Origin of the sequence: Peribacillus sp. FSL K6-5616, from assembly GCF_038008245.1 — a bacterium.
In the GTDB taxonomy this organism is placed as follows: domain Bacteria; phylum Bacillota; class Bacilli; order Bacillales; family DSM-1321; genus Peribacillus; species Peribacillus frigoritolerans.
In genome coordinates, this window is record NZ_JBBOYT010000001.1 from 4,948,201 (window position 1) to 4,965,067 (window position 16,867).

General features: G+C 42.9%; 13 protein-coding genes and 1 pseudogene. 6 read left to right on the forward strand and 8 right to left on the reverse strand.

Annotated features, from left to right (window positions below):
• Positions 1-51: 51 nt before the first annotated feature.
• On the reverse strand, positions 52-2,244 hold the full coding sequence (locus MHB45_RS24060) for a DNA topoisomerase III (RefSeq protein ID WP_161922061.1): 2,193 nt from the start codon (positions 2,242-2,244) through the stop codon (positions 52-54).
• A 215-nt stretch (positions 2,245-2,459) separates the two neighbouring features.
• Here MHB45_RS24060 and MHB45_RS24065 point away from each other — a divergent pair, with 215 nt between their 5' ends.
• The gene (locus MHB45_RS24065; protein WP_161922060.1) at positions 2,460-4,010 is read left to right on the forward strand and encodes an ABC-F family ATP-binding cassette domain-containing protein; all 1,551 of its coding nucleotides are present in this window, start codon (positions 2,460-2,462) and stop codon (positions 4,008-4,010) included.
• Between the two features lie 107 nt (positions 4,011-4,117).
• On the opposite strand, the gene MHB45_RS24070 is transcribed toward MHB45_RS24065, so the two are convergent.
• From MHB45_RS24070 to MHB45_RS24080, 3 genes are read right to left on the reverse strand one after another with little or no spacing between them, the layout of a single operon-like run.
• Positions 4,118-5,305: a class I SAM-dependent methyltransferase gene (locus MHB45_RS24070; RefSeq protein ID WP_226990424.1), complete on the reverse strand. Its 1,188-nt coding sequence runs from the start codon at positions 5,303-5,305 to the stop codon at positions 4,118-4,120.
• 33 nt (positions 5,306-5,338) lie between these two features.
• Positions 5,339-6,247 carry a phosphotransferase gene (locus MHB45_RS24075; protein WP_161922058.1) on the reverse strand — a complete coding sequence of 303 codons (909 nt, stop codon included), beginning with the start codon at positions 6,245-6,247 and terminating at the stop codon, positions 5,339-5,341.
• A 15-nt stretch (positions 6,248-6,262) separates the two neighbouring features.
• Complete coding sequence (locus MHB45_RS24080) at positions 6,263-7,816, reverse strand: DEAD/DEAH box helicase (RefSeq protein WP_072272189.1); 1,554 nt, start codon at positions 7,814-7,816, stop codon at positions 6,263-6,265.
• Between the two features lie 295 nt (positions 7,817-8,111).
• Between MHB45_RS24080 and MHB45_RS24085 the strand changes: the two genes are divergently transcribed.
• Positions 8,112-9,404, forward strand: coding sequence for an NCS2 family permease (locus tag MHB45_RS24085; protein ID WP_048680503.1), 1,293 nt, complete (start codon positions 8,112-8,114; stop codon positions 9,402-9,404).
• 96 nt (positions 9,405-9,500) lie between these two features.
• Here the strand turns inward: MHB45_RS24085 and MHB45_RS24090 are convergent, their stop codons facing one another.
• Entirely contained in the window at positions 9,501-10,043 is a 543-nt protein-coding gene (locus MHB45_RS24090; protein ID WP_048680506.1) for a hypothetical protein, read from the reverse strand.
• A gap of 8 nt (positions 10,044-10,051) precedes the next feature.
• Entirely contained in the window at positions 10,052-11,245 is a 1,194-nt protein-coding gene (locus MHB45_RS24095; protein ID WP_048680510.1) for a ParM/StbA family protein, read from the reverse strand.
• A 349-nt stretch (positions 11,246-11,594) separates the two neighbouring features.
• On the opposite strand from MHB45_RS24095, the gene MHB45_RS24100 reads away from it, so the two are divergent.
• Positions 11,595-11,804 carry an FAD-dependent monooxygenase gene (locus tag MHB45_RS24100; RefSeq protein ID WP_373689813.1) on the forward strand — a complete coding sequence of 70 codons (210 nt, stop codon included), beginning with the start codon at positions 11,595-11,597 and terminating at the stop codon, positions 11,802-11,804.
• Positions 11,805-11,980: 176 nt separating this feature from the next.
• On the opposite strand, the pseudogene MHB45_RS24105 reads toward MHB45_RS24100, so the two are convergent.
• A pseudogene (locus tag MHB45_RS24105) lies at positions 11,981-12,295 on the reverse strand (ParM/StbA family protein); the annotation flags it as partial.
• A 368-nt stretch (positions 12,296-12,663) separates the two neighbouring features.
• Here MHB45_RS24105 and MHB45_RS24110 point away from each other — a divergent pair.
• The 3 genes from MHB45_RS24110 (at position 12,664) to MHB45_RS24120 (ending at position 15,290) form a co-directional block, all read left to right on the forward strand.
• A complete protein-coding gene (locus MHB45_RS24110) occupies positions 12,664-14,184 on the forward strand; it encodes an FAD-dependent oxidoreductase (RefSeq protein ID WP_072272188.1) in 1,521 nt (506 codons plus the stop codon).
• 112 nt (positions 14,185-14,296) lie between these two features.
• Entirely contained in the window at positions 14,297-14,491 is a 195-nt protein-coding gene (locus MHB45_RS24115; protein WP_034316239.1) for a YwbE family protein, read from the forward strand.
• Between the two features lie 139 nt (positions 14,492-14,630).
• Positions 14,631-15,290 (forward strand): SIMPL domain-containing protein, encoded by a 660-nt coding sequence (locus tag MHB45_RS24120; RefSeq protein ID WP_048680521.1) that lies wholly within the window; start codon positions 14,631-14,633, stop codon positions 15,288-15,290.
• 378 nt (positions 15,291-15,668) lie between these two features.
• On the opposite strand, the gene purU is transcribed toward MHB45_RS24120, so the two are convergent.
• Positions 15,669-16,568 (reverse strand): formyltetrahydrofolate deformylase, encoded by a 900-nt coding sequence (gene purU / locus MHB45_RS24125; RefSeq protein ID WP_048685691.1) that lies wholly within the window; start codon positions 16,566-16,568, stop codon positions 15,669-15,671.
• Positions 16,569-16,867: the final 299 nt, after the last annotated feature.

Below are 16,867 nucleotides of genomic sequence, written 5' to 3' on the forward strand. Positions count from 1 at the left end.
AAGCAGGAATATACCGAAAAAGGATGGAGCGATTGCTCCATCCTTTTTCTTTTATTTATCGAATTTCAGTTTCGCCAAGGCATCTGCCAATGCAGTATTGATCGGCTCTTCTTTATTTTGCTTTTTCATATAATTGGATACTTCATTTTTGGATACTTTTTGATTTTTATTTTGCCCTCTTCGTTTATTGTAAGAAGATAGTTTTTCGTGAAAACCGCATTTACAGGTGAATGTCTGTGCTTCTCCTTGACCGCGCATTTCCATCTTTTTATGACATTGGGGACATCTGGCATTTGTTACACGTGAAACACTTTTTTTATGCCCGCATTCACGATCTTGGCAGACTAGCATTTTTCCCTTTTTGCTATTCACTTCCAGCATCAGCTTGCCGCAATCAGGACATTTCGTTCCTGATACGTTATCATGCTTGAATTTTTGGTCACTATTTTTGATTTCATGGACGATATTTTTGGCGTAGGAGCGCATATCGCCGATGAAAGCCTGTTTTGGCAGCTTTCCTTTTGCTATCGCCGTTAACTTTTGCTCCCATTGAGCTGTCAAAGCTGGAGAACGCAAATCTTCAGGTGCCAATTGAAGAAGTTGTTTTCCTTTCGAGGTGACATGAAGGCCCTTTCCTCTCTTCTCGATCAGGAAGCTATTGAACAGTTTTTCAATGACATCCGCACGTGTTGCAACAGTTCCAATCCCGCCAGTTTCACCAAGGGTCTTGATGAGCTCTTTACTTTCCCCTGCCATGAAACGAGCAGGATTCTCCATTGCCGAAAGAAGAGACCCCTCATTGAATGGTTCTGGCGGTTTCGTTTCACCCTCTGTTTGTTTCACAGTCGAAATGGTTAAACTGTCACCTTTTTGAACGTTCGGAAGCAGTTGTTCAGCAAGGCCATCTTTAGCTTCTTCCTCATCGAATTGGTGATCATAAACTTCCTTCCAGCCTGACTTCAGGACGACCTTCCCTTTTGCCATGAACGTCTCCTGCCCCATTTTTGCGGTGATGGTCGTTTGTTCATATTCAAAAGGCGGCATCAATACAGCAAGGAACCTTTTAACGACCAAATCATAGATTTTCGATTCTTTGTCGCTCAGTTTTCCCGGCAGCGGCGTTTGCTCGGTGGGGATGATTGCATGGTGATCAGAAACTTTGCTATCATCCACGAACGATTTATTGGTTTTAATCGGGCTGCGCAGGATCCTCGATGCATACTGGGCATATGGTTTAATGCTTACAGCCTGTAATCTTTCTTTTAGCGTATCAACCAAATCCGTTGATAAAAAGCGTGAATCCGTCCTTGGATAAGTCAAGACCTTATGGCTTTCATATAATCGCTGCATGATTGATAACGTCTCTTTCGCCGAATAGCCGAATTTCTTATTGGCGTCCCGTTGGAGTTCTGTTAAATCATATAAAGAAGGGGCAAAACTTTTCTTATGGGACTTGTTCACTTCAACCACTTCTGCACTTTTCCCCTTAACGGCTGCCAGAACCTTTTCTGCCTTGTTTTTATCAAATGTACGGATATCTTTTGATTGGGCATCTTGCCAGACGAGGCGCAAATTGGGTTCTGCAACTGCCGAAACGCCATAATATTTCTTAGGCTGGAATTGTTTTATTTCCTCTTCTTTTTTTGCAATCATCGCAAGTGTCGGCGTTTGGACCCTCCCGCAGGATAACTGGGCATTGTGCTTGGTCGTTAGGGCACGTGTCGCGTTCATCCCAACGATCCAGTCCGCTTCCGCCCTTGCGACAGCAGAGGCAAATAGGTTTTCATACTCCTTGCCATCCTTCAGATTTTTAAATCCATCTTTGATCGCTTTATCCGTTACAGAGGAAATCCAAAGCCGCTTGACCGGCTTCTTCACATTCGCTTTTTCGAGAATCCAGCGTGCAACAAGTTCCCCCTCACGGCCTGCATCCGTTGCAATGATGACATCCTTGACATCATTGCGATTCAATTGTGTTTTAACCGATTGAAACTGTTTGCCTGATTGCTTGATCACGACCAATTTCAAAGTAGGCGGCAGCATGGGCAGGTCCTCAAGGCGCCACGTTTTATATTTTTCATCATAAGATTCCGGATCTGCATGGGTAACCAAATGACCCAGTGCCCAAGTGACAATATACTGATCGCCTTCAAAAAAGCCATTCCCCTTTTTCCCACAATTCAGCACTTTTGCTATATCTCTGCCGACCGAGGGTTTCTCGGCCAGTACGACTGTTTTACTCATAATAACATCCTTTCGCTTTTAAACTGGTTCCTCTATTATCTCATATAATTTATGACAGGGCGATAATGCACCATGGCATTGGATCGATTGGCTCACTTTAAGGATTTCCCGTACCCACATATATGTAAATTAATAGATTAGATAGCATTCCCGTGCAGATTTTAGTATGATGAAACGTAGGGATTTTTTCAAATTAATTGGGAGGTTCAATATAAATGAGCTTACTTTCTATAGATAAATTAGCACACAGCTTTGGTGACCGTACCTTATTCAAGGATGTTTCCTTCCGCCTGATGGCCGGTGAACATGTTGGCCTGGTCGGGGCGAACGGTGTCGGGAAGTCAACGATGATGAATATCATTACAGGACAACTCATCCATGATGATGGCCGGGTCGAATGGACACCTGGTGTCGAATATGGCTATCTTGATCAACATACTATACTATCAAAAGGTAAATCGATTCGCGACGTCTTACGGGATGCCTACTTGCCTTTATTCGAGCAGGAAAAAGCACTGAATGAAGTTACAGAGAAAATGGGTACGGCCACTCCGGAGGAACTTGAAGAACTCTTGGAACAAATGGGTGAAATCCAGGACAGGCTGGAAGCCGGCGGTTTTTACAATCTGGATATTAAAATTGAAGAAGCGGCCCGCGGTTTAGGGTTGGATGCAATCGGTTTGGACCGTGATGTCTCTGCCTTAAGCGGCGGACAACGGACAAAGGTTTTACTAGCCAAGCTACTTTTGGAACAGCCTGAAGTACTGCTTCTTGATGAACCGACGAACTACTTGGATGTGGAGCATATCCGCTGGCTGAGCAGCTACTTAAAGGAATATCCACATGCATTTCTATTGATTTCGCATGATACCGAGTTCATGAACGGCGTCGTCGACGTCATCTTCCATCTTGAATTTTCTAAATTGACCCGTTATACGGCAACTTATGAAAAGTTCCTTGAGCTGGCTGAATTGAATAAAAACCAACATATTAACGCCTATGAAAAACAGCGCGAATTCATTAAAAAGCAGGAAGATTTCATTGCAAAGAATAAAGCACGCTATTCAACGACCGGACGGGCAAAGAGCCGTCAAAAACAATTGAATCGCATGGAACGCATCGATCGTCCGGAAACTGCAATGAAACCTACCTTTGACTTTAAAGAGTCACGTGCGAGCAGCCGTTATGTCTTTGAAGGTGAAGATCTGGAAATCGGATATGACCGCCCATTGCTTCCGAAGTTGTCCATGACCATCGAGCGGGGAGAAAAAATTGCCGTGGTCGGCTGTAACGGAGTTGGTAAATCCACTCTATTAAAAACGATTTTGGGTAAAATCGATCCTCTAGGCGGTAAAAGATCACTTGGCGATTTCCTTTTTTCTTCGTATTTTGAACAAGAAGTGAAAGCAGGCGATACGACGCCGATCGATGAAGTATGGAATGCATTTCCGCATCTGGACCAACCGCAGGTACGTGCTATTCTTGCCCGTGTCGGTTTGAAAAACGAGCACATTACACGTCCGATGAGCCATTTAAGCGGTGGAGAACAAGCTAAAGTGCGCCTATGTAAACTCATGCTTACCGAAAGCAATTGGCTGTTATTCGATGAACCGACGAACCATTTGGATGTCGTTGCAAAAGAAGAACTGAAACGAGCATTGAAAGAGTATAAAGGAACGATTGTCCTCGTATGCCATGAACCTGATTTTTATGAAGATTGGGTAACCAAAGTATGGGATGTAGAGGAATGGTCGGCACAAAATTAATTTTTTTCGGGGATGTCGCAGAAGCGGCATCCCCTTTATTAAGGAATAAATAAAAAAGCTGACTGAAAAGGCTCCTTCAGTCAGCTTTCATTTCCTCATCATGCAGCTTAAACTCGTTCCGCCACCAAGGTATATGTTTTCGGAAGCCCAATATCATGGATTTTATGATTCGGTTCTTCCTCGAGCACTTTAATAACGAGTCCTGATTGACCTATTGACGTTATAAGTTCCCCGATTGTCCACTTACGCTGTACAACTCTTGAAAGGCTCCCTTTTTCCTCATCCGGCAAATGCTTCGAAAATGCGACCTCATTGTTTTCGATTGCCGGAGCGAAATAGTTGCCTGTCATTTTATGTTTTTTACCATTTGAAGTAATGAGCTTTGTTGAAATCGGATGAAATTCATGCAGTACGAATCGGCCTCCGGGTTTCAGCATCTTTTTAATTTTTTCAAATAACGGCTGCAGATCTATTAAGTAATGAAGGACACCGAGCTCCATTAAAACCAAATCCTGATTCCCTGATTCATGCTCGGATGATAGCGAAAGGACATCCGAAACGATATACTCGATGGAGACATTGGCGCCACTTGCCAGCTCATTTGCAAACATTGCGTTTTCCTGGGAAAAATCAACGACTTTCACTTCTGCTCCCAATATGGCCAGTGCAACTGCCTTAACACCGTTCGATCCCATCAAATGAGTGATTTTTTTGCCGGATATTTCCCCCATATATTTATAAAAAGGGTGCAGTCTCCATTTTGGGTTTTGTTTGATTTTTGATGCCAATTCAACGGGATCTCCATAACGATTGACAAGCGCTAAATAATTATTCTGGTTCCAGGCCTGTTCATTTTCCGCTGTGAACCCCTTCTGCTCGGCTGATAAGTAAGCATGAATCTCGGCACTGAACTTTCTCATTTCTTCTTCGTATAAATAACTGTATAACGACCTGCACCAAACCTCCATATCCCCCATCTTTATGGATAAACGATAAGGGTCCGTTTTAATGGTCGTGTTAAACCGGCAGCGAACAGTGACAGATATCTCCTCGACATCCATTAGAAAGAATGCAGTCTCAGGACTTCTTTCAGGCTTTGTTGGCGCGTATTCGGAAAAAAGATCCAAAGCCTCATTAAAGACATCCCATTGTACATCCATGTCGATTTTCTTATATTCATCGATATCCACTCCTTGTACGAAAAGAGCAGATCGACCTGTATATTGGTAGGGAATATTAGCGTGATCCAATATGTTCGCCATTAATGTGATTATTTGATAATAACTTGCCTTCATATGTACCTCCTAAACATCAAAAGAGCATGACAATTATTCTTCCATAACAAATTCCAAACCGGTACTCGTAATGGCAATCAGCTCTTCATCGTGGCGATCTATGCCATAAACGAGTAATGTAACAAGCATATATATCGCTCTGAACCGGGCTAGGCTCTCTGTTTCCTTTTCGATTTCACCATAGATTTCGAAAAAAGCCCTGCGCACCTCTTTTGGGAAATAACTGTATAAAAAAGAGAAATCAATGGCTGGATTCCCGATATGGACATCTCCCCAATCAATGACACCTGCGAGAACGCCTTCGTCATCAAGTAAAACATTCCGGATATGAATATCTCCGTGAACGAGTGAAATCGGGTGCGGAACATCCAATTCACCTAAGGTTTCAACAAAATCCTTCACTGCATGCGCCTGTTCAAAGTATCCTAGCTTTATTAGATTCGAGATATTTTCCATAAGTGATTTCTTTCGATAGGGAACATCAAGCCTCATCATCCCATCAGGCTGCACACCCAAACACATAGCCCTTTCGACAGGGAAACTGTGAAGAACCTTTAAAAAGCGGGCAAATCTTTTTGCCGATTCAAACTTATTTGCTTTTGTTCCTTCTACAGGCAAGTGTCCCTTCACCATTTTATAACCGGTAAAAGGATAAGGATACAAAGTGCTTGGTTTCCCAAAAAAAATGGGTTCAGGGATAGCAAGCGGAAAAGTGCCTGCAATGGAAGGCAAAAGCTGATTTTCCACTTGAATCAACGTAACTGCAATAGGGCGGCGGGGAAAACGGAATACAAATTGCCCATTGATTTGTATGACCGTATTATCGAAACCCTCCCCAAGTTGCTTGATCTCTTTCAACTCAATTTCCGGAAACTGCAGCATGATCAATTTCCCTGCCAGCTCCAGAGAAACTGGATATTCTGCCAACCAAGGCTTGTTCACTCCCGTCTCCCCCTTTTACCGGTTTCTCCCTCTATTGGGGCTGCTGCCAGATCCACCTCTGCGATTACTCGCCCCTTGTGTACTAGTTGATCTACGGCTGTCTCTTTGACCTCCTCGTGGATTGTCACGCTTTGGTCCACGGCTGTCTTCCGAGCGGCCACTTCGCGGATTCTCTCGCCTTGGCCCGCGGCTGGTTTCCGAACGGACTCCCCGTGAATCATCACGTTTGGGTCCGCGGCTGGTTTCCATCCGGCCTCCACGTGGTTTCTCCCTCTCGACTTCACGATTGTCCGCTTGGTTTACAGAACGGTGACTGCCTCGATTCGGTCCTCTCGTATCGATCCGTTCCCGATGTTTCCTTCCCCCTCCCGAACGCGGTCGGCGGGTACCCTCATCAGAAGTGTCATCATGACGCTTCCTTTTTTGCCTCACCTCATCGGGTTGGAACATTTTCACTCCCTCAATCGTCCTTCTTTCGATTTTCATGGAGATCCCTTTTTCAATATCGCTTAAAAGCTGAAGATCCTTCGTTGCTATGAAGGTGACAGCCAAGCCATTCTCACCCGCGCGGCCCGTCCGGCCGATTCGGTGGATGTAACTTTCTGCATCCTCGGGAACATCGTAATTAAACACATGGGTCACGCCTTCTACATCAAGCCCTCGTGCAGCAACATCCGTCGCCACTAAATATTGAAGTTTTGCGTCTCTGAAGTTTTTCATGACACGTTCCCGCTTTGCCTGTGAAAGGTCACCATGAAGCTCTTCAGAATTGAATCCAGCTGCCTTCAGGGCATCATTCAATACCGAAACGCGACGTTTTGTACGGCAAAATATGATTGCAAGGTATGGCTGTTCTTCTTTGATCATGTTGATTAATGAAGATTGTTTGGCACGATCGGTCGTCTCGATGACAAGCTGCCTGATTTTCTCGACCGTTACTTGCTCAGCCTTCACAGCTGCTGTTAATGGTTTAGTCATGTAGCGTTTAGCCAATTGATGCACCTGTTCAGGCATCGTCGCTGAAAAGAGCAGCGTTTGGCGCTCCTCTGGAAGCTGTCCCATGATCTCTTCCACTTCTGGTAAAAACCCAATATGAAGCATTTGATCAGCTTCATCAAGCACAAGTGTTCCAGTTTGTGAGAGATCGATGGTGCCTCTTCGTAAATGATCTAATAACCTGCCTGGCGTGGCTACCACCACGGAGATGTTTCTTGTCAGCTTTTTCATTTGCTGCTCGACATCCTGTCCGCCATAAACTGCAAGCACTTGAAGCCCTTCGATTTCATTAGCGAATTTTTTCAATTCAGCAGTGATTTGCAAAGCCAATTCCCTGGTTGGCGTTACGATCAATGATTGTATGTGGGATGCGGCGGGATCGACTTTTTCCAGGATTGGCAGCAAAAAGGCCAAAGTCTTCCCCGTTCCCGTCTGCGCCTTCGCGATGACATCCCTTCCAGCAAGGATATCTGGTATCGATTTCTCCTGAATCGGGGTAGGGGCGGATATTCCTATTTGCTTTAATATCTTATTAATCGCCGGGCTGACGCCAAGGTCGATGAATTCTGTCATGTATGGGCCTACTTTCTGAATTTCTTCATTTAATTGACTGATAAATCCACTTTAATGGTAACAGGTTCGTTCACTTCATGTCATTATCCTTAGTCTAAGCTATTTGTTAGTATATCATTATCTATTTTCGAGAAAACCTGTACCTTAAAATTTTTCGTGCTATTGTACTTTAGTTATTTTTCTAATATAATTTATAAGATTTATTATCATCGAGCTACTTACTTGAAAAAGGGTAAGCATCTCCTCCTTGTAGATTTTTGCAAGGATTTTTTGCATAGAAAAAAGGAGTGACCGCATGTTTAAATTAAAAGAACGGAATTCAAATATTAAGACAGAAGTACTTGCGGGGCTTACAACCTTTTTAACACTGGCTTATATCATCGTTGTAAACCCCATGATCCTTTCTGATGCCGGTGTTCCATTCGACCAGGCATTCACAGCAACCATAATCGCAATAATAGTCGGTACCCTATGCATGGCCCTTTTAGCCAATTACCCAATTGTCATAGCACCGGCAATGGGCTTGAATGCTTATTTTGCATACTCGGTATTGGGAACCCATGATATCTCATACACAGTTGCTTTCTCTGCAGTCTTTGTTACCGGTATCATCTTTATCCTTTTATCCCTAACCTCTTTCCGCTCAAAATTGATCGAGGCCATCCCTAATAACCTGAAGCATGCTATCAGTGCCGGAATCGGGCTTTTCATCACCTTCATCGGACTGCGTTTGTCAGGTGTCGTCACACAGCATGAATCCAACCTGGTTACCCTTGGAAGCTTCAGGGATCCCAGCGTGGCGCTTACATTGGTTGGTTTGGTCATAACGATCGTACTGATCGTTCGCAATGTGCAGGGAGCGATATTCATCGGAATGATCGTGACTGCCATAATCGCTTTCTTTACAGGACAATTGGAAATTAGCGGTTTGGTTTCCACTCCTTCCTTACCTGAAGGGATTATAGTCGCCAATCCCATCACATCTATCGCCGATGTCATTAACTACGGGCTATATGGCGTCGTCTTCTCCATTTTGCTTGTCATGCTTTTCGATACGACCGGTGCTTTATTGGGAATTGTCCGTCAAGCTGGATTGCTGAAGGAGAATAAGCTTGAAAAATCCGGCAGTGCCTTCTTTGCAGATTCCGTCGGCACTACTGTCGGCGCCATGTTCGGTACAAGCCCGACCGCTGCCTCGGTTGAATCATCAGCTGGTGTAGGAGCGGGGGGCAAGACAGGTTTAACCGCTTTGGTGGTGGCCATCCTATTCCTAATCACCGCCTTCTTCAGCCCGCTGATAGGAGCTGTCTCAAATGTAGCGGCAATCACGGCACCTAGCTTGATCATCGTCGGAAGCATGATGATTAAGAGCATTAATGAAATTGACTGGACACACTTTGATGAATCATTTCCAGCCTTTTTGGTCATTGTCGCCATGCCTTTGACATCAAGCATCGCCAACGGGATAGCACTCGGATTCATCGCCTACCCCATTTTAAAAATGGCAAGAGGCAAATTCCGTGAAGTGCATCCGTTCGTGTACATGTTTGCCGTTTTATTCCTTTACCAACTGATTTTCCTGGCTTGATCATCTTAAGAGGAATCCCTTGTGGTTCCTCTTTTTTTAGCCCCCACAAAGAAAAAGGAGGATATCCAACTTGTCGCCGGATATCCTCCTATATGTTCATTGGTTCATTTGATCAAGAAAATCACCCAGGAGATCGTCAAGATTTTCCTCTTCAGGTTCTGGTTCCTCCACTTGTTGTGTGGTTTTTTCCAAACTCCAATCAAAGTCATCCAAATCTTTCTTAGATATTTCTGCCTGCACCACTTCATTATCCTGTTCCTCGGGCTCATCCTGCAAATAAATCTCCTCATTAATTACATTGCTGTCTAATGAGGCTAGCAAGGCTGTTGCGCGTAAAGGATCGGATAAAAGATGGTACATAATCGTTCCAAGCATAGCTTCTGAGTGGGAATGCTTGAGCCAGTCACGCTGAGATTTGCTAAGCTTGTTCGGCATGGGCAGGGCAATCATTTCCCGTTCCTGATGGGTCGATTGTCCGATTCCATCGAGAACATACTCGGCAATTTTACTGGAAAAATTCCTTCTTTCCGTTTCTTTCAATTTCTGCAGCTGCCTTAACGTATAATCTGATACATCTGAAGGGATACGAAAAGTGATGGCTTGTCCTCTTTTGATTTCAGAAGAAGCTGTTTTTTTCATTCTCTCACCTATTTAACAGCACCTGATCTTTGTTCTTTCTTCTTTTGGTGGGATTGCTGCTGTTCCTTTGAATTCCGGCGATTAAAATCCGAAATCAATTTATAATAGGCGTTGGCCATCATCCAAACGCTTTCCCGTTCATCTTCAAAAAAGTCGATATTGTAGCCATCAAAATTCTGATTGAGCGTTTTCAGGTAATCTTTCAAGACAATCGAACCTCCGCCAACAAAATAGCAGATTTCCGTTTGCGAGTTTTTCTGCCATACGTTGCGCAGATGGCGATATTGCTTTTTCGCAAGTTCTCCTAAAATCCGGTCAACGATATCATGGACGCTTGTCCGGCTTCCGCGAACCATAATATGGTTACGATCGTTTTTCTTCGTGATGATTTCAACGACATCTCGTCTGCTATCCAGCTCGACACCGTGTTTTTTTCTGATTTCTTCACGAATAGATTCTAGGGCCTCAGCTACTCCTAGATTGAATCCTTGCGCCTTATCATCGTCAACTTTACGGTTTTTAATGACCGCGATATCTGTCGATAGTCCGCCAATATCTTGAATGAGAATTCTTCTATCTATTAATTCACGGTTAATGATATTCAAATCATTGTCCATGACTAAATTAATGTATGCGGCGAAGCCCTCTGGATAGACTTTCACTTCATCAAATTTGATATTAACCTTAATACCTTGGTATTTAGGTGTAATTAAAAATTCTACTTGGTGAACGGATCCCAGTAGCTTCGAACGGTACCCAACATCTTTCCCTTCCTTAACTTCCCGAAGAGGTAGACCTGTTCCAAGCGTATAATTCGCTTCGACAACGTTATTTACTTTTTTGAACTTATCATTATTCCCTTGCTTGGCAGCATCCAATGCAATAGCCGCAAAAAGCATGACTAATGTTTGGTCTTCCTCTGATTTACTGCTCCCCAAATCTAGTTCTGTTGGGTTATCACTTTTTGTCGCTAAATTTCCGACACGATAAATGGCATTATTGTCTTGCAAGGCTGGTGAATGGACTCTAATATGTAACCCTTCCAATGGGTTTTTTTCATCGAGTTCTTCGATTCCTATGACCGGACGATCTTCAATGTCTTTTGCAATGACATTTGGTATATATAGTTCAGACTCTAGCTTTCCAAAAATAGCTTTAATTGCATCATTTCCTACGTCTATTGCTGCGATTCTAGAACTCATCTAAAAACATCCCCTTTTTCATAAAAAATTTAGGTGGAGCACTCTATTAAGCATAGAAAAGGTTTCTATATTAGTCAATGCTTCATAAGTTGTAGCTTTATTTGTCGAATTGTATTCATTTGTGTACACATTAGGAACAAATATGTACACACGTTATATATAGCCATGTGTACTCATTTGTAAACGTGTTTACTTTTTTGTGTACAAACCAACTATTTTTGTTTACATGCATACAATATTGCAAACAAACAAAAAAACTAACTTTTAATAATCTTCTTCATATAAAAGAAAGTGTAAAAAAGGAGAATTTGGTCATTGTAATAAATTAGACAAGCCACTAATGAAACGTATGAAGATATTAAAATCACCGAAAAAATACAGAACTTCCTCAATATCCGTAGCCATATTGGCTCAGCACTTTATCCTTCCTTCGTTTTCTAAGCTAGAAACAGATATAACAACTGATGTCTTAATTGTTGGTGGCGGAATTACGGGTATCACTTCAGCTTATCTATTAGCCAAGCAAGGTGTGAAAGACGCATTCATTGAGGCAGATTAGACCCTTAATGGAACAACAGGCACACAACCGCAAAAATCACGGTCCAGCACGGCTTGATTTACGACCAATTTATTACTGATCACAGTGAGGAATAGGCCAGACTATACTATATGAGGCCAACACTGAAGGAACGGAGCTATCAAAGGATTGATAGAAGAACATTCTATTGAATGTACAAGATGCGTATACGCAAATACTAATGTTTGTTCCTCCTCTGATTTACTGCTCCCCAAATCTAGTTCTGTTGGGTTAACTTTTTGTCGCTAAATTTCCGACACGATTAATGGCATTATTGTCTTGCAAGGCTGGTGAATGGACTCTAACATGTATCCCTTCCAAGTTTTTTTTACATCGAGTTCTTCGATTCCTATGACTGGCCGATCTTCATGTCTTTTGCAATGACATTTGGTATATATTGTTGTAAGCTCTAGCCTTCCAAAAATAGTTTTAACATCATTTCCTACATCTACTGCTGCGATTCTAGAACTCATCTAAAAACATCCCCCCTTTTTCATAGAAAAAAATTAGGTGGAGCACTCTCGATAGAAGAGATTTCTATATTAGTCGATGCTTCATTAGCTGTAGCTTTATTTTCATTTGTCGAATTGTATTCATTTTTGTATACATTAGGAACAAATATGTATACACCTTATATATAGCCATGTGTACGTGTTTGTAAACATGTATACATATTTGCTTACAAACTAACTATTTTTGTTTACATGTATACAAAATTGCAAACAAACCAAATAATGTATTTTTTTTAGTCTTTCTTCTTACAAAAATAAGCGTATAAATAGCGGATTTGGGTATGGTAATAAATGGACGATTCACTAATGAACTGTATGGAGGTATTCAAATGACTGAAAAAAATACAGACCTTCCCCGATTTCCTGAACCTTATTGGCGCAGTGCGTTGACATTCCCTTCTTTTTCTAAACTAGATACAGACATAACCACTGATGTCTTAATAGTAGGCGGCGGAATTACCGGAATCACATCTGCTTATCTACTTGCTAAACAAGGTGTTAAAGTCACACTGATTGAAACAGGCCAAATCCTTACCGGAACGACGGGACACACTACAGCAAAAATCACGGCCCAGCATGGCCTGATTTACGACCAGTTGATCACTGACCATGGCGAAGAGAATGCCAAGCTTTATTATGAAGCCAATACAGATGGAATGAAGCTGATTAAAGAGTTGGTAGAAGAACATTCCATTGAATGTAATTTGACTGCACAGGATGCCTATGTGTACGCAAATACGGACGAATATATAAGCAAAATCCAAAAAGAACTGAGAGCCTATCAAAAACTTGGCATTCGGGGGGATTATGCGGAGAATATCCCTTTCTCCATTCCATGTAAAGCTGCTGTGATAATGAAAGATCAAGCACAGTTTCACCCATTAAAATATTTAACGTCCCTCATTTCGACAATTATCGATGCAGGAGGCACAATCTATGAACGGACAACGGCAATGAAGATTGAAGACGGCGATCCACCAACCGTTCTGACGGATACGGGACATTCCATCAAAAGCAATCAGGTTATCGTGGCCTCCCACTTCCCTTTCAATGATGAAAAGGGCTTATACTTTGCCCGTGTTCATGTAAGTAGGTCCTATGTGCTTGGCATCAGGACTGAACAGGAGTATCCAGGCGGGATGTATTACAGTGCAGACAGCCCTAGCCGCTCCCTTCGCTATACGGAATTGGACAATGGGGAAAAACTTATACTTGTTGGCGGAGATGGCCATAAAACAGGCCAGGGAATCTCGACGATCGAGCATTATGAAGCACTGAAGGACTTCAGTGCCCAGTATTTTGATGTAAAAGACATTCCCTACCGCTGGTCGGCACAGGATATCGTGACACCGGATAATATCCCCTTCGTCGGTCCAGTGACATCCAACCAACAAAACGTCCTGATAGCTACCGGCTATGCGAAATGGGGAATGACGAATGGATCGATTGCCGCCAGGATCTTAACTGACCGGATTTTGCAAAAAGATAACCGGTATGCGGAATTGTATGATCCTGCCCGTTTAAAAGGCGTGAAGAATATTCTCCAAGATAATGCTGATGTGGCGAAGCATCTCATCAAAGGCAAATTGGCTGTCAATCATAAAACGCCGGAAGACATAGGAATTGATGAAGGAGCAATCGTGAAGGTGGATGGAGACAAAGCTGGGTGTTACCGTGACCATGATGGCCAGCTTCATATTGTTGATTCCACATGTACACACATGGGGTGTGAAGTTGCCTGGAATAGCGGAGACCGTACTTGGGATTGCCCATGCCATGGCTCCCGCTACTCCATCGCTGGTGAAGTGTTGAATGGCCCTGCTGTCGAACCATTGAAGAAAATTCGCTGACTGCCAATTTGTGATTTTATCTAATAGTCGACTGGGCCCGCCGTTTTCCTTATACTGAAGTTACTGCATGGTTGAATGGCTGCAAATAACTCTGAAAAGGAATGAATCGAACATGAACGGTAAAAACCGGAAAGATATTACCCCAGGTGCCTCTGTGGACATTGTACTTAAAGCAGATCAACGCACCGGAAAACTGACAAGCGGCACTGTAAAGGATATTTTAACCAACTCCAGCACCCACCCTCATGGAATTAAAGTAAGATTGACTGATGGCCAGGTGGGCAGGGTTCAAGTCATTCATAAGTGATGTGCACTCGGTCCAGGCCGAGTGTTTTTTTGTGATTGTTCGATGAATTAATGACAAAGGTGGATATTTCAATCATGTTTCCCATTCATAATTCGTACAATAGGGGTGAGATTATCTCTATAAAAAGGCTGGTGTCAAAATGAATCAAGAATACAATGCCCCCGTTAGGGATTATTACCGCAACGATGAACATATATTGAAAGTTTCCGGCTCAGAGACGCTATCTGCTGCTCCGGATCAAGCCACGATCACCCTTGGAGTCATAACAGAGGATGAGGACCCGCAAAAGGCCCAGCAAGCCAATTCCCAAGCAATCGCAAATGTCATCGCATCACTTAAATCCGCAGGCATTCCCGAAGAGCAATTGAAAACGAGTGATTACAGGATCGATCCACAATATGATTATATTGACGGAAAGGAATTGTTCAAGAACTACAAAGTCCAGCACATCATACAAGCCCAGACGACCGACATCGAGAAAATAGGCAGCATAATCGATACGGCCGTCAGAAGCGGCGCCAATTCAATCACCAGCATCCGCTTCTCTTTATCCAATCCAGATGCATACTATAACCAGGCACTTTCTCTAGCTTTAAAAAATGCATACGAAAAAGCACTCTCCATGGCCCGAACGCTAGGAATCTCATTGAACCCAGTCCCTAATAGGGTTGAAGAACTATCTGAAACGGCAACTCCAATGCTTTTTCAAACAAGTACCCTTTCAAAAATGGCGACTACCCCGATTCAGCCTGGTGAATTGAACATAACTGCCTCGGTAAGGGTGGAATACACGTACTAGCACTCACTAAATTCCATCCTAAAAATCCCCCTTGGCAACCTAAAGGGGGATTCAGACTGTGGACAAATTAGAGAAGAACTAATTTACTTTCAATTCGTTTAAAAAGGTTCATGATTTCAGAAATCCGCTCCCTTTCCGCCGACTGTCTGCCAAGCCTCCTCGCCGGCAAGCGTCTCCGGGGTCTCGGCTAGCCAGTTATTCGGCAGGAGTGTCGCAAATTTCTTCAATCTAGTAAGGGTTTCATTCCTATAATCCAGTTAAAAAACATGCAGGATCATTCAGTATTCCACTAAAATCATGGTTCTAGGATGGGAGCAATCCGAACCTCCTTTTGTCGCAAACGTAACCCCCTTGGCAATCCAAAGGGGGTTTTTCATTTTAAAAGACTACCGTTTTATTTTCATGAACAATGACGCGGTCCTCCAAATGCCATTTAACGGCACGTGCCAGCACCCTGCGTTCAGCTGAACGACCGATTTTCTTCATATCCCCGGCAGAATCACGATGGTCCACCCGTTCGATATCCTGCTCGATGATTGGACCTTCATCCAAATCATTCGTCACATAATGGGAAGTCGCCCCAATCAGCTTAACACCTCTGTCATAAGCTCGTTCATAAGGCCGTGCTCCAATGAAGGCAGGTAAAAATGAATGATGGATATTGATGATCCTGTTCGGATGGGCCGCTACGAAATCCGGCGTCAATATCTGCATATACCTGGCTAAAACAATAAGGTCCACTTTGAATTCTTCCAGAAGTCCAAGCTGTTTAGTCTCCACTTCCTTACGTATATCCTTATTGGCAGGAATGTAATAAAACGGGATGCCCATCGATTCGACAATTTCCCTCGTATCTTCATGATTGCTGATGACCAGCGCAATATCAGCCAATAAATCCCCGCTTTGCCACTCCCATAGCAATTCCAGAAGGCAATGAGGTTCCTTCGAAACGAAGATTGCCGTCCTCTTCAGATCACTCACATGATTAAATGTCCATTGCATCGAGAATACTGTCGAAACTTCCTGGAATGCCAGTTGCATATCCGCTGCCTTGTCATTCAATCCTGGACAATCGAACTCGATCCTGGTGAAAAAGGTACCGCCCTCAGGATTCATCGAATACTGACTCAATTCAACAATATTTGCATCATATTCTTTAAGAAAAGCCGTAACTGTCGAAACAATTCCCGGCTGGTCCGGACATTTTATAATTAAACGGCCTCTATCTTGATTTCTTTCGCGAAATTCCTGTAACTGCTCTTGCACAAAGTTGCTCACCATTTTCCCAACTGCCCTTCTTCTATTTTGCTATATTATACTTCAATTCATGGGCAAAATTAAAGTCAGTCAACCAATTCGGGATTTTGTTGATAGACAAAATCAACATTGCCTAAAATACTCCACAGTTTTATCCCATCCCATTCATTAGATTTTCGATAGATAAATCATCAGCCTGAATTGTTTCAAATTTATCTCTAGAGCTCAATCTATCCTAAAATTCTTCTCCTATTAAATAATTTTTGTCATTTTTTCAGGAAATTACAGGTAATTTGGAAGGAAATGAAGGCAAAGGCCGA